Source organism: Paenibacillus sp. PL2-23, assembly GCF_040834005.1.
In the GTDB taxonomy this organism is placed as follows: domain Bacteria; phylum Bacillota; class Bacilli; order Paenibacillales; family Paenibacillaceae; genus Pristimantibacillus.
On record NZ_CP162129.1, the window covers coordinates 2224439 to 2248280 of the forward strand.

Sequence of the window (23842 nt, forward strand, 5' to 3'; positions counted from 1 at the left end):
GGCCAGGCGGAATGAACTTGCGGCCCAAGCTTATGCTTGCGTTTATTTCACTTATCATCATTCCCATGATCGGTCTTGGCATCTTCTCCTTTCTGAACTCCGAGACCCTGCTGGAGAAAAAATACAGCGAGCAGTCCGAAATTACGCTGAAGGCAATCGGCGGCAATATCTCGTATTTTTTCCGTGAGCTGGATCAGCTCTCCAATGGCAACGTCATAAGCTCCGAGGTGCAGAATACGCTTAGGCAAAGCGAGCTGCCCAAGGATGACAACAGCGCCCTTATTCGGATCACGCAGGCCGAGAAGGAAATGAGCAGCATCCTGTTCCAGCATCCCTCTGTCAGCTATGTCGTGCTGTATGCGGGGGACGGCACCATGTTCAGGGCGAATCGGAACGATCCAACGACCTTTAAGCCGATCTCGTTCGACGGTCTGCAGCGCCACTCCCTCTACGATGATGTCATCGAGCGAGGAGGGCGGCCGCTATGGATTGGACCTTACGAGCAGCGGGAGCTTACAGGCGTGGACCCTCCGCTCTTCACGATGATGCGCGTAGTGAAGGAGCTGGAGTCGCTGAACGATCTTGGCATCATGGTGACGCAGTACAAAACCGAGGAAGTCAGCAGCATGCTGAAGGCGTTCCAGAATCCCGAGGACGAGTCGTACGGCGCGCGTTATTTTATATTGAACAGCGAAGGGCTTGTCATGCTGGACAGCAACAGGCGTTATGACGGCCACAGCATTGATTTGTATACGGATTCCATGCCGCAGCTGACAGAAAATTACGAAAGCGCCCGCATGAGGTTCGACGGCGTGGACAGTCTCGTCTCGTCGTATCAACTGGATCGGAACGGCTGGATATTGCTGTCTGTGCAGCCTTGGGATTCGCTGACGGACGAGAATGTTCGGTTCGTGCAGTGGATTGGCATGATTACCGTGCTGGGGCTGCTGTCGGCGGTGCTGTTCAACGTCTTCTTCGTCAATCGGGTAGCCAAATCCATCATTAAGGTAGTCCGCAAAATGCGTCTGGTGGAGCAGGGGCTGCTGGATATTCGCGTGACGGCGCAGGGCAAGGACGAGACGGTGCTGCTCGCCAAAAGCTTCAACAGCATGGTGCAGCGGATCGGCGATTTGCTCAGCGAGGTGCGCAGGGAGCAGGAGCGGAAGCAGCATGCGGAGATGATGCTGATGCAGGCGCAGATCAAGCCTCATTTTCTATTCAATACGCTGGAGTCGATTAACGCGCTGGCCGCGCAGAATGAGGGCGGCAAAATCATGCTGATGGTGCGCCGTCTGAGCATTCTGCTTCGCACGAGCATGCATCATTCCGAGGAAATATCGATTAAGCAGGAAATTGAGCATGTGAGAAGCTACCTGGACATTCAGAAATATCGATTTGAGGAGCTCTTCTCGTATGATTTGGCTGTACCGGAGGAAGCCTTCGATTATAGGATTCTGAAGCTGACGCTGCAGCCGCTGGTCGAGAACAGCATTCAGCACGGCTTCGACGGCTATGAGGATGGTCAAGGCGTCATAGCCATTCATGTGAAGGTCGAGCCGCAGAAGCTGGTCATTATGGTGAGCGATAACGGAACGGGCATGAGCGGGGATGTGCTGATGAAGCTGTCCGAAGGCTATAATCCGTCCCGGAAAACGCATGAGGATGCGGAGATGGGCGAGCGGAGAGGGCTTGGCATCCGCAACGTGGCCGATCGCCTGCGCATTCATTACGGTCCCGGGTTCGGGATGATGATTTGCAGCTCGGAGGGGTGCGGCACTACCATTCGATGCGTAATACCGAAAAGCAGAGGTGAGGGGCTATGATAGGCAAAGTGCTCCTGGTTGACGACGAAGCACACATCACGAGAAATTTGGAGAAGGTCATTCCCTGGGAAATGCTCGGGCTTGAGGTGGGAGGCGTCGCCAAAAATGGCGTGGAGGCGCTGCAGCTCATGGAGAAGGAGGCCTTCCAGCTGCTGCTGTGCGACATCCGTATGCCTGTTATGGATGGGCTGGAGCTTGTCCGGCAAATCCGGGAGAGGGATATGCCTTGCGATATCATTATGCTGTCGGGCTATCAGGACTTCACGTATACGAGGGCGGCCATACAGTACGGCGTCAACGATTATGTGCTGAAGCCTATCCCTTACGATGAATTAACGGGCGTTATCGCGCGCATTATGTCTAATCAGCGCAATAAGCTGAAGCAGCAGCAGGAAGAGCAGCAGAAGCTGGGAAGAATGATTGATCTGGCCAGCGAAAAAATATTGTACGACATCATCATGGATTACACCGACTTCTCCGGCAGCCACTGGCTGTTCTCCGGCGATGAGAATCAGCTGCGGCTTCAGCAGTTCATTATGATTGTTCTGGATCTGGACGTCAGCTCCGAGCAAACAAGGGATTGGCGAGATTGGTCTGACAAGGATCGCAAGCTATGGAATTTCGCCGTCTGCAACGTGCTTCGGGAGAAGCTGCAGCATAACGGGCTTCATCATGCCGTTATTCAAACCCGGGACGGGGAATGGTGCGTGCTGATTGAGACGGGCATGTCGATGGCGTTTAACAGGGATGTCATTCAGGGCTGGGCAGAGATGCTCCTGACCGCGGTTCGCAATCATGTGAAGCTGTCGCTGAATGCCGGCATTTACCGCGATTTCGCCAAGGTTGAGGAGCTGTCGGAGGCCTACAAGCTTGTGCAGATGGGACTCCAGCTGACGCCTGCGCATAATGCCATAACGTTCTACCCTGCCGATCAGCAGGATTCCGCCGTGGCGGATCAGGCATTCTGGATGAACGCCGAGAAATTGATTGGCGCTGTCAAGCGAGGGGATCATTCCGCTGCGGACCAGGAGGTCGATCATATCTCACGCCAGCTTCAGCAGCTGTGCGAGCAGGATGGAGCGAAGGTGAAGCCGCTGCTGCATTTTTTTGTGCTGCATCTGATGCGGGAGATGAAGGAGATGGCTGTCTTCCCTCGCGAGCAGGAGGAGCTGCTGTGGAGAAGGCTGGACCATCGATTCGGCATTAAGGATTTGCTGTCGTTTATCCGGCAGCTGACGTCTGCCGTGTCGGAACGGTCGATGGATAAGAAGAAGCAGTCTGAGCATTCCATCACGGAAGCGAAGACGTACATGGACCGTAATTTGTTCCGAGATATGAGCGTGGAGGAGGCGGCGTCCCATGTCGGGCTCAGCACCTCGTATTTCAGCCTGCTGTTCAAGCAGACGTTCGGCGAGACGTTTATTGAATATGTCACCCGCCAGCGTATGGAGAAGGCGAAAAGCCTGCTGGCGGAAACGCAGAAAAGCGTCGCCGCGATTGCCAGAGAGGTGGGCTATGCGGAACGGCGTTATTTCACCAAGGTATTCATGAAATATACGGGCGACAATCCTACCGATTACCGGAGCAAGTTCGGCTTGCCGGTCCGAGGGACAGCGGCCGAAGGCTTGGAGGATGAAGGGTAGGAAGCGGTCCAATTGGATGAGCTGATGACATGAGGGAGGAAGATATATGGCACTTCGCAACGGGGATTGGAGAAGCTGGAGCTTAAAAGAAAAAATTGGCCAATTGTTTGTATTCGGCTTCTATGGCTATGAGCCTACGGAATCCATGAAGGAGCTTATCGATCAATACGGAATAGGAGGCACCATCTATTTCACTCGCAATGTGCAGGACGCGGAGCAGGTGCATGGCCTGTCCAGAGGGCTTCAGCAGCTGACGGAGGAGGCGGGGCGGCCGCCGATGTTCATTGCCATTGACCAAGAGGGCGGCATGGTGGCCAGGCTTGTGAACGGCGTCACGTTAATGCCGGGCAATATGGCGCTTGGCGCGACCGCTTCAGCGGAAGCTGCGGAAGAAACGGCGCGCATTTGCGGTGAGGAGCTGCGCAAGCTGGGCATTACAATGAATTATGCGCCTTGCATTGACGTCAACAATAACCCGGACAATCCCGTCATTAACGTCAGATCGTATAGCGACCGTCCGGAGGTGGTGTCCGAGATGGGTGCGGCAGCGGTCATCGGTTATCAGTCGGCGGGAGTTGCTGCGACGGTGAAGCATTTTCCCGGACATGGCGACACCAGCGTGGATTCCCATCATGCGCTCCCGGTACTGCCTCATGACCGCAAGCGTCTGGAGGCGATTGAGCTTCTGCCGTTCCGCGCCGCGATCAAGGCGGGTACGGATTGTATCATGACGGCTCATGTCTGCCTGCCGGCTCTTGAGCCAAGCGGCGTGCCGTCTACCTTGTCCGAAAGCGTGCTGACCGGCTTGCTCCGCAATGAGCTTGGCTATGATGGCGTTATCGTGACGGATTGCCTGGAGATGAGCGCGATTGACGAGTTTTATGGACCGGAGCAGGGAGCGGTGAAGGCGATCAAGGCTGGCGCGGATATGGTGCTGATCAGCCACACGTTCCAGAAGCAGGCGGCGGCGCTTGAGGCTGTTGCGGCGGCGGTGGAGAGCGGTGAAATCAGTCTGTCCCGCATCGAGGAGGCGGTTGAGCGCATTATGCGCCTGAAGGAGAAGCTTCGCCTGGATGAACCTATAGCTCCTTGGGAGCAGGTTCGGGAGGAGCTTGGCACCTCAGCGAGCAAGGCAGCCGCCCGCAAGTGGAGCGAAGCCTCGGTCACCCTCGTGAAATCGGAGGAAGGCGCATTGCCGCTGTCCAGAGAGACGCAGACGCTGGTCCTTTGGCCCGACATTGTGCCGGTGTCAGTCGCAGACGAGATGCTGTCAGGAGACGGCACGTTAGGCGATTTCCTGAAGCTGTACGGCGCTTCAGTTGTAGAACGGCGAATGGATGCAGCGGATGCGCTTGCGGATCTGGAGCAATTCCAGCAAATCGTCGTGGTCACCTATGACGCCTCCAAGCACCCGCAGGAGCTGCAGGCGGCGCGGGAGGCTGTAAGGCTGGCGGGCGACCGGGTTGTGGCGGTATCTGTACGCAACCCGCTTGATCTGCTCCTGTATCCCGATGTGCGTACGTATCTGGCCGTCTACGAGTGCAGACCTCTGGCTCTATCTTCAGCAGCTAAGGTATTGCTTGGCGAGTTGAAGCCGGAAGGCAGGCTGCCGCTTGATATATCCCCTGCATATCCGTTCGGGTGGCGCGCTCCTGTACAATAAGTTTTGTTGCCCGGCTGTCCGCCGGCTCCTGAGATGGGGCTGGGCGGACAGTTTTTTTTGCTTGTTTATTTTACAAAGTGATCGTAGGTCAGGTCATGAAGGATGTAGGCGAGGAAGAAGATGACGCAAGGATTCTCGTACGAATGCTGAATCTGAAGAAGCTGCTTATAATATTTGTCGCCGTAATGGGGATTGTTGCGCATCTCCATATTGCTTTTGATTAACGCGTCGATCTTGTCTGCAATATCCACCAGCTCTCCCTCATAGGTGGAGTCCTTGGCATGAACGAGGAAGTCCGTCAGCTCGTCATGGAATATAGCCGGCAGCTTCGCCACCATTCCCTTGGCTACATCCTGCTCATACCGCTCGAATGCTTCGCGAATCGCCGGAGAGGATTTTTTGATGGGGGAGGCGACATCCCCGCTTACTCCTTCGACAACATCGTGCAGAATCGCCTTCCCGATAAGACGATAATGATCGATTCCACCCCGTCCGAACCGTTCGGTCTCAAGCAAGCCGTTGAACAAGGCCATGGCGGCAACCCGGAAGGAATGGGTGGCGTCGTCGTCGGGAATAAGATTGAAGTTGCCGCCCCAGCGCTCGATTAAGTCGAGATTCAAGATGTGCTGGAGGAACTGCTTCACACCGTCATCGGACTCCGCATGCTCCAGCAGCCACCTCACCGATTGGCACTGGGATTGCGCCAGACCGTTCCTCAGCTCCTCATATTTGGCTCCGAACAAGGGACTGGAATCCCGCTCCAGCTCACGCTTGCAGAAGAGCATCCCATCAAAGGAATCGATGCCTCGCACAAGCTGGCCGATATAGCTGTCGTCCTCGGCGTTCACAATGTAGTCGTGGAAGCGGGGCTGCAGCGACTTGGACAGACGCGAGACGATTTCGACATTGACCTCAGCCTCCAGTCTGCGAATATGCTGGGACAGATGCTTATCCTTCTTCGTTACATATTTGATAGAGCCGGTGACGGTCTCGTTCAGATCGTGCAGCAGCGCGCGCGCCACAAGCTGCAGCTTGTCCAGCGGCCGCCCGAACACCCGCTCCTCGACGATCCCGGCCAGAATGGCGATTGCAGCGCAGCGGAAGCTGTGGCTTGCTGCATTATCCTTGTATCTTGGCGAAAATTCCTTCCAGCGGGACACGTATTGCATGCCAATAATCGCATGGGCAAAACGGCTGTTATTCATAGCACTCTCCTCTGGCATCATTAGAGAAATCAAATACATCTATATGGTAACACAACTGTCTCGGGAAACCAGACGACATTTCATATTAGCCAAAACGAATATGATGGTATATACTACATATTAGGATGATCTAATATGAAGGGGTGACTTACACATGGATCACACCATGTTAACAACTAAGGTTAAATTTATTCGCGGCTTTGGCGATAAGACGAGATTGCAAATTCTAGACAGCATCAAGCAGGAGGAGAAATCCGTCACTCAGCTGATGGCGGAGGTGGAAGCAAGCCAGTCCAGCATATCTCAGCATTTGGGCTGTCTGAAGGAATGCGGGCTGATTGTGGGCAGACAGGAAGGGAAATTTATGTATTACAGCTTAAGCAGCGACAGAATCAAACTTTTGCTCGATATGATGGATGAGGTATTCATGGAAGTACAGACAGGCGTCGAATGCTGCGACCAGCATTTCGAGACGTGTGAGGGGTGATAGGCATGGCAGACGAGCAACGAAGATTCAAGAAAGTCATATTGACGGCCTCTATGGAGAAGGCGAAGCCTGGCTGTGACGATGGCTGCTGCGGGGATGCTCCCGTGAAGGAGACGGCAAGCCAAACGTCATGCTGCAGCCAGGCTGAGCCGGCCATGACTGCAGATATCAAAGCTAATGACTTGATAGAGTCTAAAGGCAGCACCCGCGTGTACCACGTGGAAGGGATGGACTGCGGCTCCTGTGCCGCTACCATCGAAAATCATCTTAGACAAAACCCAAAGGTCAGAAGCGTAAGCGTAAATTTCCCCGCGGCCAGGATGCACATTGAGCATGACAACAGCATCGAGGACATTGTGAGGGAGGTAGCCAAAGCGGGCTATAAGGCCAAGCCGATGAGCACAAGGCGCAGCGGCGAGGAGCCAACGAAGACGAGCCAAACGGCTATGATTGCATCAGGCGTGTTCCTGGTCCTTGGCCTGATCGGCACGCTTGCCAAGTTGGACGCCTATCTCATTACGGCTCTCTATGCGGCATCTATCGTTGCGGGCGGCTTGAAGCCCGCCAGAAGCGCCTACTACGCGGTCAGAAGCCGCTCCTTGGATATGAATGTGCTGATGACGGCAGCAGCGGCTGGCGCGGCGTTCATCGGCGAATGGCTGGAGGGAGCGACGGTGGTGTGGCTGTTCGCGCTCGGCAACGCCCTGCAGACAAGATCGATCGAACGGACGCGCAATTCCATTCGCAGCTTAATTGATTTGGCTCCGCCCGCGGCATGGGTCAAGCGTGACGGCGAGCTGGTCCACATACCTGTTGAGGATATTGGGGTAGGCACGGTCATAACGGTGAAGCCGGGTGAAAAAGTACCGCTGGATGGAGTCATTGTGCAAGGCGCGTCTACCATTAATCAAGCGCCGATTACAGGGGAATCCATTCCAGTAGACAAGGAGATCGGCGATACCGTCTATGCGGGAACGATCAACGAGCACGGCTCCCTTGACATTGAGGTAACAAAGCTTACCCAGGATACAACCTTATCCCGCATCATTCATCTGGTGGAGGAGGCGCAAGCCCAGAAGGCGCCTGCTCAAGCCTTCGTGGATCGGTTCGCGGGCATATATACCCCGATCGTCTTCGCGCTGGCTCTCCTCGTGATCGTCTTCCCTCCACTGCTCGACATGGGGACGTGGGAGGAATGGTTCTATCGCGGGCTGGAGCTGCTCGTTGTGGCTTGTCCTTGCGCTCTTGTGATCTCGACGCCAGTCGCTATTGTGTCGGCTATCGGGCATGCCGCCAAGAGGGGTGTGCTGATTAAGGGTGGAGCCTTCCTGGAGGCGGCTGGGCATCTTACGGCCATCGCCTTCGACAAAACGGGAACATTGACCGAAGGAAAGCCTCAGGTCGTCAGCAATGTACCGATTGGTATGGATGGGCGTGAGCTGCTGTCCATTGCCAGAACGCTGGAGTCGCATTCTAACCATCCCATAGCGAAGACCGTTGTGGCATACGCCTCGGAGCGGGGAATCGCGGCACGCAGCGGAGATTCGTTTCATCATATCGTGGGCAAGGGTGTTGGGGCGAATATAGACGGAGCGGCTTATTACGCTGGCAATCTGAAATTATTCCAGGAGCTGAAGACGCCCCTTCGGGAGCTCGAAGGAAGGATCGAAGGGCTGCAGCACAGCGGACATACCTTGGTTATTGTAGGCACAAAGGATGTAATCATCGGACTGATTGCCCTAGCGGATACCATTCGAGGCACAACGGAGTCGGCCTTGCAGGGGCTGCGCCAGGCTGGCATTGTGGAGGTGGTCATGCTGACGGGGGATCATGAAGGCACTGCGGCAAGTGTCGCTGCAGGGACGAGTATCACACGGTATCACGCCAATCTGCTGCCGGAGGACAAGGTGGCCGCCATTAAGAAGCTGCAGGCGGAGGGCCACAAGGTAGCGATGGTGGGCGACGGCATCAACGATGCGCCTGCTCTTGCCGTGGCGGATCTGGGTATCGCAATGGGCGGTGTCGGAACGGATACAGCGATGGAGACAGCCCAGATCGTGCTGATGGCCGACAATCTGGAGAAGCTGCCTCATACGATAAAGCTGAGCAGGAAGGCTCTTGGCATCATTAAACAAAATATTTGGTTCTCCATCACTGTGAAGCTGGCTGCGCTGGCGCTTATCTTCCCTGGCTGGCTGACGTTATGGCTAGCCGTGCTCAGCGATACGGGAGCCGCCCTGCTGGTTATCTTGAACAGCATGCGATTGCTGCGATTTAAGGGATAATGAAAGTGTCTGCCAAGCTTCGTTTGTGCCATCTCGCATTTGGGCTTACAATATAACGAGACTATACGTGTAAATGAGGGATAGGCTTTGCGGGAGTGGGGGCTTGGATTTAACCGTTATTTTGAAAAATGGATGTTTCTTATTATTCCGGGATCGCTGGTGCTCGGATTTGCTGGAGGGGACGCGCTGCTGCCGATGGTGGGAGCCGTCCCCTATCTGTTCGCGTTCGTGACGTTTGCGATGGCGATCGGCTGCGGGTTGAGGGAGCTGTCCGGCGTGATGAAGAAGCCGGGCGTTATGGGGCTTACGTTCATCATTGCCCATATTGTGTCGCCGCTGGCCGCATACGGTATCGGATCGGCAGTATTCGGAGCGGATTCGCCGTACGTTGTAGGTCTTGTCTTGTTCACTATTATTCCCCTAGGCGTATCCACTGTGCTGTGGGTAGGCATGTCAGGGGGAAGCATACCGCTTATGCTGGCCATGGTGGTGCTAGATTCGCTGCTTAGCCCGCTTGTTGTGCCTGCCGGCATTCATCTGTTTTTTGATACAACGGCGCAGGTGGAAACATGGCCTATGATGGTGGATCTTATCGTCATTATTGTGCTGCCAACGATTGTCGGGGTTGGACTGAACGAATGGTCGAAGGGCAAGGCGCAGGCAGCGCTGAAGCCTTATACCGCTCCTTTATCCAAGCTATGCTTCGTTGGCGTAGTGGCGCTTAACGCCGCTGCGATCTCTCCGTATATGGAGCAGCTAAAGAAGGATATGGCCGTTCTGGTGCCGGTCGTTGTGCTGCTGGTGGGACTCTGCTATGCGCTGGGGTTCATCGGAACGTCCGCCGCCAAGGACAGCAAGGTGCAGATTACAGTTTCCTACGCGACAGGCATGCGCAATATATCGCTTGGCATCGTGCTTGCGCTTGGCTATTTCAGCCCGCTGGCTGCCGTGCCCGTCGTGCTGTCGATTCTGATCCAGCAGCCCATTGCGACGGCGCATCATTATATTTTACAAAAAATTAATAAGGATAAGACTAGCGCTCGCGGCGGCGCGCATGTAGGATAAGCTTTGAATGTTGTGTAAGGCACCGGCCAATTGGGGAGTGGGACAATAGTGAACAGCTTTCGTACGAGATTGACTCTGATTATGATATCGATGATTGCCGTTGCCGTATTCGCGGCGGGCTTCCTCATGATTAAGACCTTCAAGGATAATCATATTAAGGCGCTTGAGGAAAATATGGTCCGCACAATGAAGATTATAGCGGCCAATCTGGATTGGCGAAGCGGCGAGCTTCCGCAGCTTGTGGATTATTATTCGCTCAAGGCCAGCGAGCTCAGCGAGCTCGCCGACACCAGGGTCACGATCATTAGAAGCGACGGCGTTGTGGTCGGCGATTCCGATTACGACGTCGCCAAGATGGACAATCATCTGATGCGCCAGGAAGTTCAGGAGGCCTACGAGCTCGGAATCGGCCGTTCGGTGAGAGTGAGCGACACGGTGCAGAAGAATATGATCTATGTGGCGATGCCTGTGACGATTAATGAAGGAGAGCAGCCTTACATCTTACGAATGGCGATGAGCCTGGCTGAGGTGGACAAAAGCATCGGACAATTGACGATGGTGCTTATCGTCAGCCTGCTTATCCTGTTTGTCGTTGCGGCGGCTATCAGCTACAGCATTGCCCAGAGCATGACGCGGCCGCTGGAGCAGATTACCAAGGTGGCCAAGCGGATCAAAAACATGGATTACCGGGCGAGGGTCAAGGTGCGCAAGCAGGATGAAATCGGCGAGCTGGGCACTGCGATCAATGCTATGGCTGACAGCCTGCAGGTCCAAATGACGCGGATCAAGCAGAATGAAAGCCAGCTGGAGAGCGTCCTTGAGAACATGATTAACGGCGTAGTGATGATTGATGCCCAAGGTCAGATTCTGCTGATGAACCGCAGAGCGGAGGAGGTTCTCGGCTTCTCGGCAAGGGAGCTTGTCGGCCGGCATTTTGCGGAGGCGAAGCAGCAATATGAGCTGTCGCAGATTATTCAGGAGGCGCTGGACACCAGAAAATATTTGCGGGAGGAAATAACGTTCTACTTCCCTGAGGAGCGGCTGCTGGAGCTGAATCTTGTGCCGATTAGCCAGAGTGGGCCAGGTGAATTCGGCGGCGTTCTGCTTGTTCTGCAGGATGTGTCGGCGATTCGGAGACTGGAGCGGATGCGCAGCGAGTTTGTAGCGAATGTCTCGCACGAGCTGAAGACGCCAATCGCTGCGGTGAAGGGCTTCGCAGAGACGCTGCTGGGGGGAGCCGTTAAGGATGAAGAGACGGCCAGGTCGTTCCTGCAAATTATATTCGACGAAAGCGACAGGCTGAATCGTCTGATCGGCGACATTCTAGAGCTGTCCAAGATCGAATCCCGCCGGGTTCCGCTGCTGTTCTCGCCAGTGGAGCTCGAAAGCTTTGTGGCCAAGACGTTTGCTTTGCTGGAACCTGAAGCCGCGCGCAAATCCATTACGCTTCATCATAAGGTGGAGTCGGGGCTGTATGTAGAGGCGGACGAGGATCGGCTTCGTCAAATCGTTATGAATCTGCTCGCCAACGGCATCAATTATACGCCGGAGGGGGGGCGCGTTACGCTTACCGTTCTGGCGGCGGACGCTGACCATATCCGGTTCCAGATCAGCGACACCGGCATCGGCATTCCCAAAAAGGATCTGCCACGCATATTCGAGCGGTTCTATCGGGTAGATAAAGCCCGTTCGCGCAGCTCAGGCGGTACGGGGCTCGGGCTCTCCATCGTCAAGCATCTTGTGGAGCTGCACAAGGGCACATTGTCCGTTACCAGTACGGTTGGCGTCGGTACCACCTTTACAATTGAGCTGCCGATCATCCAATAACAAAAAAGGTTTACCTATTCTTTATGAATCCATGGTAAACTATATGCGATGATTCTGCGAATCCGAAGCGGATTGCAAGATGGAGGTCCATATGTCATGTCTCACAAAGTGCTTGTAATTGAAGACGAACCTACACTAGCTAGATTGTTATCATATAACTTGACCCAGGAAGGCTATGAAACGACTGTAATCGATCATGGCGGAGAAGGGCTGCAGGCTGCGCTTCAGCGCAGCTTCGACCTGATCATTCTGGATATTATGCTGCCTGGGCTGAACGGCTTCGAGGTGCTGAATCGGCTGCGCCAGAACGGCGTGCGAACGCCTGTTATTATTCTGACGGCCCGCAATGCGGAGGAAGAGGTTGTGCAGGGCTTGAAGCATGGCGCGGATGATTATATTACCAAGCCGTTCGGCGTAGCGGAGCTGCTCGCGCGCGTATCGGCCGTGCTGCGCAGAACGCAGCAGGATGAGACGCCGGTCATCCAGACGAACGAGAAGGTTATTTCCGTCGGCGAGCTGTCCATTTATCCTGAGAAATACGAGGTCATCGTAGATGGGGAGCCCATTCCGCTGCGTCCGAAGGAGTTCGAGGTGCTGCTCTATCTCGTTCAGCGCCCTGGCATGGTCATAACGAGGGATGATCTCATGAATGTCGTTTGGGGCTTCGATTATATTGGAGGCCAGCGTACGGTGGATGTGCATGTCAGCTCGCTCCGCAAGAAGCTGGAGCTGGGCCAGCAGTCCGTCCAGATTGAATCCATCAGAGGCGTCGGCTACAAGCTGGTTATGCCCAAAAAGCTCGCAAACCCTAAACGTTAGTTAGGGGCTGCGAGCTTTTTTGTCGTATATGGAGCGTCTGTCATTGCCGCTGCCACATCGTCATTTTGCGTTGAAACTGCTTAGGCGAGCAATCGTTGTATTTCTTAAACATCTTGTAGAAGTGGGCCATATTGGGCATGCCGATTCGCTCGCCAACCTCCGAGATACTGAGGTCCTTGGTGAGCAGAATACGCTCCGCCCATTTCACCTTGCGGTAATTGACATATTCCGTGAAGGAGAGGCCGACCGTTTTTTTGAAATATTTCACAAAATAATAATAGCTCATATTGGCGATCTTGCACACCTCCTCCACCAGTATGCGATCGTTCAGATGATTCTCCACATAATCCAGGACAGGCTTCAGTCTAATCTTGTCGAAGTTGTCCTGCTCCACCAATAGTTTGCGCGTATCGCCTCTCAGCAGAAGCAACAAAATCTGCTTGATCAGAATGCTGACCGCCAGCTCATAGCCGGTTTCCTTGCGAGACGCTTCCTGCAGGATACCTTCAATACAAGAGGCCGCCTGCGCCTTAATGGCTTCGTTCTCCTTGAATATATAATTCGCTCTGCTGAGGGGCAGCTGCGAATCCGAGAAGTAACGGATATACGGGATGGAGCTATGGTCGAAAAACTGCTCCAAATCAAATTGCAGCACAATGTAATCCAGATCCTTGCTGCCGCGGTCGCGGTGAAGCTCGGAATCCCCGATAATCAGCAAATCCCCGGACCGCATTTGATAGCTGTCAGCCTCCAAATAGACATCAAGCTTGCCGCTGAGCACGAGGAGTAATTCCAACTGCTTATGGTAATGCCAATTTGTATACTGGACTTCCCCCCTCCTCTGCGCCCGGAAGATCCGAATGGAAAGAAGCGGGTTTTCGTACATCACCTTTTCGTTGATTGCTTCCATAAGCCACAGAGCCTCCTCTAACCTTTGGACTTGCTGGCGGCGACGAATTCCGACTTCATTCGCGTGAGAAGCTCCGGGCTGGAGACAGCGTCGTAAGCCGTCGCTGCAAGCATCTTGGCCCCAAATACCATCCGGTCCATTGCGCGATCCGTCATCGCAGCGTCTCGAAACGCTTTGGTATGAAGGGCAAAAGGCTCCTCAACGATTTTGACATAAGGGTGGATTGCGGGGCATCTCACGGACACATTGCCGAGATCAAGCGAGCCGTGATCCTTGCCGGAGGCGATCTCGCTCTGGTCTACGCCGGCCTCCAAGAGGTTCGCCATAAACCGCTGGGATAACGTTTCGTTCGTCAGCAGCTCGTCGTACGAGAACTCATAGTAGCCCGTCCGGAGCTTGCAGCCCGTCGCCATAGCGGCCGCCTCCGCACAGCGGATCACCTTCGCCGTCAGCTCGTTGGTATAAGCGCGGCTTGCGGACCGCACATAAAATTTCGCCGAAGCGTAATCCGGAATAATGTTGGGAGCCCGGCCTCCGTTATCGATAATGCCGTGTATACGCGCGTCGCTTCTCGTCTGCTGCCTCAGCGCGTTGACGCTGTTGAATAATTGAATTACCGCGTCCAGCGCGTTAATGCCTTCGTACGGGCTTGCTGCGGCATGTGCAGCTAGGCCGGTATATTCGAAGGAAATGGCGTCCAGCGCTAACGAGCTGCCGGATTTCTCGAATGAATGGTATGGATGCGCCATTAACGCGAAGTCGCAATCGTCGAATAAGCCGGCTTCAGCCATTGGTACCTTGGCGCCTTTGGTTTCTTCCGCAGGCGTGCCGTAGACGCGGATCGTCCCGCCGTACGTATCCATCACCGACTTCAAGCCTACGGCTGCCAGCATGCTCATGGAGCAGATCAGGTGATGGCCGCAAGCGTGGCCGACCTCGGGAAGCGCGTCGTATTCGCACAGAAACGCCGCGACTGGTCCTGGCTTGCCCGTGTCATATGTCCCAAGGAAGGCGGTCGGAATGCCTAAGGTCCCACGTTCGACATGAAAGCCTTGACGCTCCAGCTCCTCTGCCAGCAGACCGGCAGCAAAGTGCTCCTCATGCCCAAGCTCAGGTCGATTGCCAATGGCGCGGGATATATGCCGGAACGTATCGGCATGCTGTTCTATGACGGCAAATACGTTAGGTTTGGTGCTCATCGGGCTGCCTCCGATTCTAATAAGGTACGTTTGAATTCTAGTGTATCATAACGGAGGCATAACGGAGAAGGAATCCTGATATGTGCATATCTATTCGGTAAAATTCGACATTTTACACTGCGTTGACATTTCCCATGAATCCAGATAATTCATCTGTCCTATATTGAATGTAGATATATAGTCTATAGGCGGGGAGTGTGCAGGCATGGATTCATTGGAGATGGTTTCACGGCACATGGGGCAAGAAGACATGGGACAGGCTGACATCATAGAAGAAGTGGAATCGAAGGAAGCAAATGAAGAAGCTGAAGCAAATGAGTCAGAGTCGCTGGAGTCGAATGATGCAGTCTGGCCGGAGCCGGATAATAGAATCGTCATGCTGCTGGATTACGCCAGAACGGTTCCAACCGTGACTTCCGATTTAACATGCAGCGAATTATTAACTGTAATTGGGAACAATAGGAGCGAATGCGTTGTGGTTTGCGATAAGGAGGGCCGTCCTGAAGGGCTCCTGATGCGCAACAGAATATACGCCAAGCTTCAGGGTCGATTCAGCGCCGAATTGTATTACGACAAGTCCATTATGAAAATTGCGGACACGTCGCCTCTCATAGCCGCTTGGGATATGGCGCCCCAAAAAATTATCGATCTGGCATTGTCCCGGGACGAGGAGACGCTATATGACTGCGTGCTTGTTACCAAGCACGGCAAGCTGGCCGGCGTGCTAGCAGTGTCCGATCTGCTGAAGCTGTCCCGCATGCTTCAGGAGAGGGCGGTAGTGGAGCAGCGCAGAACCATCCTATCAGCGGAGCGCCGTGTCAAGGAAATCGAAGAAATCGTCAGACAGACGAGGCATTCCGCCGGACAAGGCGAGACGCTGTCCATGGACATGGTGGATTTGACGCTGTCGGGCAAAAACGAGCTGGACAAAGTCAAACGAGCCTTCCATTCCTTTGCGGAATACGCCTCTCAGCAAGAGCAACGGATGACGGACTTGCAGAAGGAGGCTGGTTTTATTAGCAGCTTCAGCAAGCTGATCAAGGAGCTGGCGGAGCAAAGCAATCTGCTGGCGATCAACGCTTCTATTGAGGCGGCGCGAGCAGGCGAGTATGGCAGAGGCTTCTCCGTGGTCGCCTCAGAGGTGATGAACTTGGCCAATCAAACCAAGAAGTCGGCTGGAGAAATTACAGCGTTGACGGAGAGGATTGTGCGCGCCATTCAGGAAACAGCCGCACTTGCCCAAGAAGGACAAGCCGTAACCGCATCCAGCGAAGCCTATATGAATGAGACGGAAAATGTATTTAACTTGCTGTTCAAATCGGCAGCCGAAAACAGAAGCTCCGCCAAATCAATCGATGGGCTGTCGGAGCAAGCGCATTTGCGCGCCGTAGAGGTTACTGGCGAGATGGAAAGCTTGCGTCAGAATCTATGAATTAAATGATAGAGCAACATAAATCAAAATTTTTAACACGGATTTTACAAAAGAGGAATACCGGATTTACAAACGGCTAGTAATATTGAACTCGTAAAGGGAACAAGAGCTTATAAACAAATGAGGAGTGGTAAAGTTGGTAAAGAGCAAGGGTACTAAGGGGATTCTTACGTTGGCTATGGCAGCTATGCTGGTGTTCGCTGCAGCTTGCGGAAACAATGGTAACGGAGAAAACACAAATACAGGCGGAGCGAGCAACACGCCTTCGAATTCGCCGACTACTGAGCCAACTGAAGAAACAGCTAAGCTGACTGGCGAAATCAAAATCGATGGATCCAGCACAGTATTCCCTCTGACAGAGGCTGCTGCTGAAGAGTTCAGAGTTGAACACCCAGACGTTCGCGTACCAGTAGGCGTATCCGGAACAGGCGGCGGCTTCAAGCAATTCTGCGCAGGCGAGATCGCAATTGCAGACGCTTCGCGTCCGATCAAAGACGAAGAAGCTGCAGCTTGCCAAGAGAAGGGCATTGAGTTCACTGAGCTTTCCGTAGCTTATGATGGCCTGTCCGTTGTAGTAAGCAAAGAAAATGACTTCATCGACCACCTGACAGTTGAAGAGCTTGCCAAGATCTTCAAAACAGGCAGCACGGTTAAAAATTGGAGCGAAGTGCGCGATTCCTTCCCTAACGAGCCAATCGTTATGTTCTCGCCAGGCGCTGACTCCGGTACTTACGACTACTTCAACGAAGCGATTCTTGACAAAGAAGGCATTCGCAACGATGGCTCCATCTCCTTCAGTGAAGATGACAACACGCTTGTTGTAGGCGTATCCGGCAGCAAATACGGCATCGGCTACTTCGGTTTCGCATATTACGAAGAGAATCAAGACAAGCTGAAAGTAGTGCCAATCGACGGCGGCAGCGGTCCTGTAACACCGACTTACGACACCATTAAGGACAGCACGTATGCTCCACTGTCCCGCCCGCTGTTCATCTACGTAAGCAACAAAGAGCTTGAGCGTCCTGAAGTGAAGGAGTTCACGACCTTCTACATCGAAAACATCGGTCCTTTGGCTGGTGAAGTAGGTTACGTGGCGCTTCCAGATGAGAAATACGCGGAAGAAGCGGCTAAAATTCAATAAGTTTTCTGAATGAAAATTAGCCCGGTGATAAAGATGTGGTGTCTCGATGGACATCACATTTTTATCGCCAATAATGTTAAAGATTTGTAAACTGGAGGCACGCTATAATGCCGAATAAAGACACATCAAGCTTGAATACATCCACAATAAGCGGAAGCAATCCTTTCAAAAACAGCAAGGTTAGCATAATGAATAAGGTTATGCCGTTTCTTCTGTTTCTGTGCGCGATTGTATCTGTACTTACGACCGTCGGAATCGTCATTACCCTTGCGACCGAAACCTACCAATTCTTCAAGCATATACCGATATTTGATTTCCTGTTCGGAACCAAATGGTCTCCGCTCATCCCGCCGAAGAGCTATGGCATCCTGCCGCTGCTTGGCGGCACCCTGCTGATTACCGTCATTGCGTGTCTGGTAGCTGTACCGATCGGCCTGGCCAGCGCGATCTACTTGTCGGAATACGCGCCGAAGTCCGTGCGCAAAGTGATCAAGCCGATCCTTGAAGTGCTGGCTGGCGTTCCGACTATCGTTTACGGTTATTTTGCACTGAGCTTTGTAACGCCGATCATTCAGTTCTTCTTCAATAGCGCCGGCATATTCAACGCGCTTAGCGCTGGTATCGTTGTTGGTATTATGATTATTCCTATGGTTTCCTCGCTGAGCGAGGACGCGATGTCGGCCGTGCCGCGTTCGCTTCGCGACGGAGCCTACGCGCTGGGCGCAACTCGCTTCGAGGTAGCACTCAAAATTGTGGTGCCTGCCGCATTCTCCGGCATTGTTGCTTCAGCCGTATTGGCATTCTCGCGCGCCATTGGCGAGACGATGATCGTAACGCTGGCTGCGGGCTCAACGCCGAACCTGACTGTGAATCCGCTGGACAGCATCCAGACGATGACCGCTTACATTGTACAAGTCAGCCTTGGGGATACTCCGCATGGATCCCTGGAATACGGCTCCATCTTCGCCGTCGGCATGACCTTGTTCGTCATTACGTTCCTGCTTAACATATTGGCCCAATACGTGGCGAGACGATTCAGAGAGGAGTACTAGCATGAATATATTTGAAGACGCGAATCGTCGGCAAATCGCGAATCGCAGAAATATCGATTTCATCCTGCATATTCTGTTCGTGCTCGCCACGTCAATCGGGGTTGTCGCGCTTTGCGCGCTGATCGTCGATATCGTTGTAGACGGAGTCGCGCGGCTGCAGCCGGAATTGTTCACGGAGTTCCCTTCCCGCAAGGCCGAAAACTCCGGCATGAAGTCCGCTCTGGTGGGCACCATCTACATGCTCATCATTATGGCGCCAATCTCCTTTATCTTCGGGGTAGGCGCAGCCATCTATCTGGAGGAGTACGCCAAAAAAGGCTGGCTCACCCGATTAATTCAATTGAATATCAGTACGCTTGCCGGCGTACCATCTATTGTATACGGCATTCTGGGCCTTGCCTTGTTCGTTCGGCTAATGTCGCTGGAAAAAAGCTTGATAGCGGGCGCACTCACCATGACGCTTCTCGTCCTGCCCATTATTATCGTGTCTGCGCAGGAAGCCATTCGGGCGGTGCCGAAATCCCGTCGTGACGCATCCTTCGCGCTTGGAGCAACCAAGTGGCAGACCGTATCCCGTTCCGTTATGCCATCCGCGATTCCCGGCATTCTGACAGGTGTGATTCTCGCGATGTCCCGTGCGATTGGCGAGACCGCGCCGCTCGTTATGATTGGCGCTCTCACCTATGTTGCGTTCTTGCCTGATGGCTTGAAGGATTCATTCACGGTCATTCCGATTCAAGTGTACAACTGGCTGTCCAAGCCGCAGATTGAATTCAAGGAGCTTGCCGCGAGCGGTATCATCGTACTTCTGGTTCTGCTGCTTCTGATGAACCTGTCCGCGATCCTGCTGCGGAACAAATATCAGAAGAATGTGTAACGTAAACGATGGAGGGAAACGTTATGGAAACGTTAATCAATATTAATAAGCTGAACTTATATTATGGTTCATTTCATGCGCTAAAGGACGTCACAATGACGATTCCCCAAAAAGCAATTACCGCCTTTATAGGACCTTCCGGCTGCGGCAAGTCAACGCTGCTTCGCACGCTCAATCGGATGAACGACATGATTCCAGGCACAAGAATTGAAGGCGAATGCTCCATCGGCGGCACGGAGATCTACTCCAACGAGGTGGACGTGGAGACGCTTCGCAAGAAGGTTGGCATGGTGTTCCAGCAGCCCAACCCGTTCCCGAAATCGATCTACGATAACGTGGCTTATGGCCCGCGCCTGCACGGAATTACGAACAAGAAGCAGCTGGATGAAATTGTAGAAACGAGCTTGAAATCCGCTGCGCTGTGGAATGAAGTGAAGGATCATCTGAAGCGTTCCGCGCTGAGCATCTCGGGCGGACAGCAGCAGCGTCTCTGTATTGCCCGCGCGCTTGCGGTCAATCCGGATATTCTGCTTATGGACGAAGCGACATCGGCGCTTGATCCTATCTCCACGCTGAAAATCGAGGAGCTGGCTCAGGAGCTGAAGGACCGTTACACGATTGTTATGGTTACGCACAACATGCATCAAGCCGCGCGCGTGTCCAACCAAACCGTATTTTTCCTCAATGGCGAGGTTGTGGAGTACTCGGATACGGAGAAGCTGTTCTCGAACCCGTCGGACCAGCGCACAGAAGATTACATCAGCGGCCGATTCGGATAAGCGGAGGGATAAGCGATATGATGACAAAACGGAAAGAATTTGATCTGGGGCTGGAGCAGCTTCATAATTTGCTTGTAGAGATGGGCGGCTTCGTGGAGCGAGCGCTTGTTCAATCCATTGATGCGCTTAAGGCTGTCGATATGGAGAAGGCCAAAGAGGTTATTGCCGAGGATCCCAAGCTGAACGCGATGGAAGAGCAGATTATGGAGATTGGCTCCAAGCTGATCGCCACTCAGCAGCCTGTAGCCAAGGATTTGCGCCGCATACTGTCGGCCTTCCGCATTGCCAGCGATTTGGAGCGTATGGGTGATTTGTCCGTTGACGTGGCCAAGGTTGTGCTGCGCTTGGAAGGACAGCTCTTGATCAAGCCGCTGATTGACCTGCCTAGAATGGCGGAAATTATTCAGACAATGACCTACGAATCTATCCAGGCGTTTGTGCAGGAGAATGTGGATCTGGCCTACAAGATGGCTAAGGACGACGATCAGGTGGATGCTCTTTACGGACAGATTACAAGAGAGCTGATGCTGCTGATGATCGAGAATCCGCGCAACATCGCTCAAGCACAGCTGCTCAGCTTCGTTGGGCGTTATATGGAACGTTTCGGCGATCATGCAACCAATATCGGGGAGAGCGTTGTCTACTTGGTAACGGGCAAAAGACCTGACTTGAATATGTAGGTATGAAGAGGGACTACTTGACTCGCTGTGCTGCGATTCCAGGAATAGTCCCTTTTTACTATCCTTTTTATTATCCGTAAGCCATTTGTCGTTATTATTTTTACTTTGCACAAACAATTGATTGGAACATATTTCACATTTCAATGTTATTGTAAATAAAAGCTCTTATCATGTGCACGTACGAGTTCATTGAGGGGATGCCCATGGGCGAAGTAGGATATGGATTACTGAATGCCGAATTGCTGAAGGCTGTCAAGCGTGTGTGGGGACGGTACCCGGTCGTCTTGCTCTTCTTGCATATTCGTCTGCCGCAAGAGAAGTTGGAGGAAGCTATGCGAGCATGGGAGAGAGAGGAGCGCGGACTGTTCTGGAAGCAGCGACTAGGTCAGGATTATGTGTTCTTCCTGACAGACGAGGCGTGCTCGGCGCAAGAAGCTGGCGAGAGCTCTGGCAAGCTGCTGAGAGCGAAGCTGGCGAAAGCCTACATAGAAGGAAATGAGCACCATGACCATCAGGGCGGATTCCATATCAGCCGCTCCATCATTACGCCGCAGCAGGGAGTCCGGGCAGAGGATATCGTCTTTCGCGCCCTACTGCAGGCATGCGAGCAGCGTTCGGTGCCTGGAGCCATGCGTCACGATCCAATGGAGTCCGCAGCGGGCAGCCTGAAGGCTGAAAGCATGCCGGATGGGGGAGAGGATCGGAGAATCGGACAGCTGGCTTCGCCAATCGCCACTGTTCCTCATTATACACATGTGTCTGAGGTGGCGAATGTGTTCGAGAGGGACGCGCTTGTACCAGGCGTTGTGGTGTTGAAGAATGGGAAGCCTGTCGGACTGTTAATGAAGGAGAAGCTCCATCAGCTGCTTGCCGGCCAGTACGGCCTGCCGCTGTATTGGAACAGGCCGGTGGAGAAGATTATGGACGCACAGGCACTCATTGTGGACGAGTCGATGCCCGTGGAGCAGGTATCACAGCTGGCTATGTCCAGAACGGATTATCGGCTGTATGATGTCGTTATATTGACAAGGAATGAGTCCCTTCTGGGGGTCGCTACAATTCGGTCGATGCTGGAGTACATCACAGCGCTTCGAACGGAGGAAGCCCGTACGGCTAATCCGCTCACAGGGCTGCCGGGGAATGAAGGCATCCATTCAGAGCTTACCCGGAAAATCAAGGCAGGCAAGCCTTTCGCTATGCTGTACGCCGACTTGGACTATTTCAAATGGTTCAACGACTGCTTCGGCTTCGGGTTAGGCGATGATCTGATCCGCTATGTCGCAAAGCTGCTGCGAACGGTTCTCTGCAAGGAGGGAAGAAGCTCAAGCTGCTTCCTGGGGCATATAGGGGGCGATGATTTTATCGCGATTCTGGACCCTCATATAGCGGAGGAGGCTTGCCGGGAGCTCATTCAACGATTTGACCAGGGAGTTGTCGATTTCTACGGCGGCGCCGAAGTGACTGAGGTTGAGGATAGACGAGGTGCTCGAATTCAGCAGGATGGGGTATCGATATCCTTGTCCATCCTGTACTGGGACGGGATCGGAGAGCTGTCTCCGGAGGTTATTTCGCGGGATGCCGCCAAGCTGAAGAAGCAAGCAAAAGCCATCAAAGGCAGCGTTTATGTTATGGAAAATATTACGGAAATGCATCGCAGAGAGGAACGAACGCAGTCGTGAAATCATTGCGCATCTATCAAAGGCCCTCATCTCACAACAGGAGCATGATGATCGGCATGAACGGTTATCTGGGTATGATTTATTTGACCTGGTCTTGGTCACATGAGCTGGAGGACAGCTCCCAGTGGCATGCCATGCGCGAGCTATGGCGAAGAACGGCGGAATGCGAGGCCGAGGATGCTTTCCGTTCAGCGGTATTGAAGCCCGTTATGTGCTGGTGGAATGACGATCTGTATTTGTCCATCCAGCTGCCTGACGGGAAGCCGAGTGTGTGGGAGAAATGGCTGCAGCAGCTGGCCCATGACGCGGGACAAAAAATAGCGGATTCCTACCTGTCTGCAGCGCGAAGCGCATTCGGCAGCGCGGCTGAGGGCTCGGCACGTGTAGGCGCTGTCGTGCTTAATCCCAGGGCATACTCCGATGAGGAGAGCTTATGGTATGAGGCCAGCAAACGCGCCCTGCTGCAGGGACAGAGAGACGGCGATCTGCTGAAGGGCAAGCGCCGTCGCGCGCTCGATGATTTGCTGGCCGAGCGGTCGATACACCCCGTGTTCCAGCCTATTGTCTCGCTGCAGAGCCAAAGCGTCTTCGGATATGAAGCGTTGACAAGGCTGAAGGATAATCGTGTATTCCCTGGACCTCTGGAGCTGTTTCAATGCGCAGGCGAAGAAGGGAAGCTGTATTCGCTGGAGCGGATCGCGCGGGAGAAGTCGATTGAAGCATGCGACGCTCTAGGAACGGATCAGAAGCTGTTCATTAATGTAATGGCCCAAATTATGGAGGATCCCGGCTTCTCCCCCGGTCGGACGGCAAGACTGCTGGAGCAGCATCAGCTATCGCCTGAGCAGATTGTATTCGAAATTACAGAGAGAAGCGCCATTGAGGATTATCCTGCCGTCAAGCGGGCGCTTCAGCATTACCGCAATCAAGGCTATCAAATCGCGATTGACGATGTAGGCGCCGGGTATTCCTCACTCCAATCCATCGTGGAGCTGAGACCGGATTATTTGAAGGTGGACCGTTCCATTATTAGCAATATTCATGGGGATGATGTGAAGAAGCATATCTTGCATACGCTTCAGGAGGTAGGCGCGAAGCTGCAGGTGTCCTTGATTGCGGAAGGCATTGAGCTTGAGGAAGAGCTTAGCGTGCTGAAGGCGATGGGCGTGCAATACGCGCAAGGTTATTTATTGGGCAGACCCGGCCCGCTCCCGAGATCATAGATGGGCTTTTCCCAAGCGGTCGTTCGGCTTCATGCCGCTTGGGAAAAGCCCAT

Annotated in this window: 19 protein-coding genes; 16 read left to right on the plus strand and 3 right to left on the minus strand. The window is 53.6% G+C overall.

Annotation, left to right across the window (positions count from 1 at the left end):
• The first annotated feature begins 11 nt into the window (after positions 1–11).
• The 3 genes from AB1S56_RS09240 to nagZ are packed head-to-tail and all read left to right on the plus strand — an operon-like array spanning position 12 to position 5129.
• Complete coding sequence (locus AB1S56_RS09240) at positions 12–1823, plus strand: sensor histidine kinase (RefSeq protein WP_340870083.1); 1812 nt, start codon at positions 12–14, stop codon at positions 1821–1823.
• A complete protein-coding gene (locus AB1S56_RS09245; protein ID WP_340870085.1) occupies positions 1820–3466 on the plus strand; it encodes a response regulator in 1647 nt (548 codons plus the stop codon). The genes AB1S56_RS09240 and AB1S56_RS09245 overlap by 4 nt, the downstream gene beginning before the upstream one ends.
• Positions 3467–3512: 46 nt before the next feature.
• Entirely contained in the window at positions 3513–5129 is a 1617-nt protein-coding gene (gene nagZ / locus AB1S56_RS09250; RefSeq protein WP_340870087.1) for a beta-N-acetylhexosaminidase, read from the plus strand.
• Between the two features lie 65 nt (positions 5130–5194).
• On the opposite strand, the gene AB1S56_RS09255 is transcribed toward nagZ, so the two are convergent.
• Positions 5195–6334 (minus strand): YfbR-like 5'-deoxynucleotidase, encoded by a 1140-nt coding sequence (locus AB1S56_RS09255; protein WP_340870088.1) that lies wholly within the window; start codon positions 6332–6334, stop codon positions 5195–5197.
• Between the two features lie 154 nt (positions 6335–6488).
• On the opposite strand from AB1S56_RS09255, the gene AB1S56_RS09260 reads away from it, so the two are divergent.
• From AB1S56_RS09260 to AB1S56_RS09280, 5 genes are all read left to right on the plus strand, one after another.
• Complete coding sequence (locus AB1S56_RS09260; RefSeq protein WP_340870089.1) at positions 6489–6821, plus strand: metalloregulator ArsR/SmtB family transcription factor; 333 nt, start codon at positions 6489–6491, stop codon at positions 6819–6821.
• 5 nt (positions 6822–6826) lie between these two features.
• Positions 6827–9106, plus strand: a complete 2280-nt coding sequence (locus tag AB1S56_RS09265) for a cation-translocating P-type ATPase (RefSeq protein ID WP_340870090.1) — start codon at positions 6827–6829, stop codon at positions 9104–9106.
• An 87-nt stretch (positions 9107–9193) separates the two neighbouring features.
• Positions 9194–10171 carry a bile acid:sodium symporter family protein gene (locus AB1S56_RS09270; RefSeq protein WP_340870091.1) on the plus strand — a complete coding sequence of 326 codons (978 nt, stop codon included), beginning with the start codon at positions 9194–9196 and terminating at the stop codon, positions 10169–10171.
• A 48-nt stretch (positions 10172–10219) separates the two neighbouring features.
• Complete coding sequence (gene pnpS / locus AB1S56_RS09275; protein ID WP_340870092.1) at positions 10220–11998, plus strand: two-component system histidine kinase PnpS; 1779 nt, start codon at positions 10220–10222, stop codon at positions 11996–11998.
• Between the two features lie 96 nt (positions 11999–12094).
• A complete protein-coding gene (locus tag AB1S56_RS09280) occupies positions 12095–12817 on the plus strand; it encodes a response regulator transcription factor (protein ID WP_340870094.1) in 723 nt (240 codons plus the stop codon).
• Between the two features lie 40 nt (positions 12818–12857).
• Here AB1S56_RS09280 and AB1S56_RS09285 read toward each other — a convergent pair whose 3' ends face one another.
• Together AB1S56_RS09285 and AB1S56_RS09290 are read right to left on the minus strand one after the other, a co-directional pair.
• Positions 12858–13727: an AraC family transcriptional regulator gene (locus AB1S56_RS09285; RefSeq protein WP_340870095.1), complete on the minus strand. Its 870-nt coding sequence runs from the start codon at positions 13725–13727 to the stop codon at positions 12858–12860.
• Positions 13728–13744: 17 nt separating this feature from the next.
• Positions 13745–14926, minus strand: a complete 1182-nt coding sequence (locus AB1S56_RS09290; protein WP_340870096.1) for a M20 family metallopeptidase — start codon at positions 14924–14926, stop codon at positions 13745–13747.
• Between the two features lie 205 nt (positions 14927–15131).
• On the opposite strand from AB1S56_RS09290, the gene AB1S56_RS09295 reads away from it, so the two are divergent.
• From AB1S56_RS09295 to AB1S56_RS09330, 8 genes are all read left to right on the plus strand, one after another.
• Positions 15132–16358, plus strand: coding sequence for a methyl-accepting chemotaxis protein (locus AB1S56_RS09295; RefSeq protein WP_340870097.1), 1227 nt, complete (start codon positions 15132–15134; stop codon positions 16356–16358).
• Positions 16359–16485: 127 nt separating this feature from the next.
• Complete coding sequence (locus AB1S56_RS09300) at positions 16486–17499, plus strand: PstS family phosphate ABC transporter substrate-binding protein (RefSeq protein WP_340870098.1); 1014 nt, start codon at positions 16486–16488, stop codon at positions 17497–17499.
• Between the two features lie 107 nt (positions 17500–17606).
• Entirely contained in the window at positions 17607–18551 is a 945-nt protein-coding gene (gene pstC / locus AB1S56_RS09305; RefSeq protein ID WP_340870100.1) for a phosphate ABC transporter permease subunit PstC, read from the plus strand.
• Between the two features lies 1 nt (position 18552).
• A complete protein-coding gene (pstA, locus tag AB1S56_RS09310; protein ID WP_340870102.1) occupies positions 18553–19428 on the plus strand; it encodes a phosphate ABC transporter permease PstA in 876 nt (291 codons plus the stop codon).
• Positions 19429–19451: 23 nt separating this feature from the next.
• A complete protein-coding gene (gene pstB / locus AB1S56_RS09315; RefSeq protein WP_340870103.1) occupies positions 19452–20207 on the plus strand; it encodes a phosphate ABC transporter ATP-binding protein PstB in 756 nt (251 codons plus the stop codon).
• Positions 20208–20227: 20 nt separating this feature from the next.
• On the plus strand, positions 20228–20887 hold the full coding sequence (gene phoU, locus AB1S56_RS09320; protein WP_340870116.1) for a phosphate signaling complex protein PhoU: 660 nt from the start codon (positions 20228–20230) through the stop codon (positions 20885–20887).
• A gap of 203 nt (positions 20888–21090) precedes the next feature.
• Positions 21091–22566, plus strand: coding sequence for a GGDEF domain-containing protein (locus AB1S56_RS09325; RefSeq protein WP_340870104.1), 1476 nt, complete (start codon positions 21091–21093; stop codon positions 22564–22566).
• A gap of 44 nt (positions 22567–22610) precedes the next feature.
• Positions 22611–23789, plus strand: a complete 1179-nt coding sequence (locus AB1S56_RS09330) for an EAL domain-containing protein (protein WP_340870105.1) — start codon at positions 22611–22613, stop codon at positions 23787–23789.
• The last annotated feature ends 53 nt before the right edge of the window (positions 23790–23842 follow it).

Bases quoted from the DNA above. Each gene is read 5' to 3' on its own strand.
- AB1S56_RS09240 (WP_340870083.1), top strand. From the start codon at position 12: ATGAACTTGCGGCCCAAGCTTATGCTTGCGTTTATTTCACTTATCATC.
- AB1S56_RS09245 (WP_340870085.1), top strand. From the start codon at position 1,820: ATGATAGGCAAAGTGCTCCTGGTTGACGACGAAGCACACATCACGAGA.
- nagZ (WP_340870087.1), top strand. From the start codon at position 3,513: ATGGCACTTCGCAACGGGGATTGGAGAAGCTGGAGCTTAAAAGAAAAA.
- AB1S56_RS09255 (WP_340870088.1), bottom strand. From the start codon at position 6,334: ATGAATAACAGCCGTTTTGCCCATGCGATTATTGGCATGCAATACGTG.
- AB1S56_RS09260 (WP_340870089.1), top strand. From the start codon at position 6,489: ATGGATCACACCATGTTAACAACTAAGGTTAAATTTATTCGCGGCTTT.
- AB1S56_RS09265 (WP_340870090.1), top strand. From the start codon at position 6,827: ATGGCAGACGAGCAACGAAGATTCAAGAAAGTCATATTGACGGCCTCT.
- AB1S56_RS09280 (WP_340870094.1), top strand. From the start codon at position 12,095: ATGTCTCACAAAGTGCTTGTAATTGAAGACGAACCTACACTAGCTAGA.
- AB1S56_RS09285 (WP_340870095.1), bottom strand. From the start codon at position 13,727: ATGGAAGCAATCAACGAAAAGGTGATGTACGAAAACCCGCTTCTTTCC.
- AB1S56_RS09290 (WP_340870096.1), bottom strand. From the start codon at position 14,926: ATGAGCACCAAACCTAACGTATTTGCCGTCATAGAACAGCATGCCGAT.
- AB1S56_RS09295 (WP_340870097.1), top strand. From the start codon at position 15,132: ATGGATTCATTGGAGATGGTTTCACGGCACATGGGGCAAGAAGACATG.
- pstC (WP_340870100.1), top strand. From the start codon at position 17,607: ATGCCGAATAAAGACACATCAAGCTTGAATACATCCACAATAAGCGGA.
- pstA (WP_340870102.1), top strand. From the start codon at position 18,553: ATGAATATATTTGAAGACGCGAATCGTCGGCAAATCGCGAATCGCAGA.
- pstB (WP_340870103.1), top strand. From the start codon at position 19,452: ATGGAAACGTTAATCAATATTAATAAGCTGAACTTATATTATGGTTCA.
- phoU (WP_340870116.1), top strand. From the start codon at position 20,228: ATGACAAAACGGAAAGAATTTGATCTGGGGCTGGAGCAGCTTCATAAT.
- AB1S56_RS09325 (WP_340870104.1), top strand. From the start codon at position 21,091: ATGGGCGAAGTAGGATATGGATTACTGAATGCCGAATTGCTGAAGGCT.
- AB1S56_RS09330 (WP_340870105.1), top strand. From the start codon at position 22,611: ATGATGATCGGCATGAACGGTTATCTGGGTATGATTTATTTGACCTGG.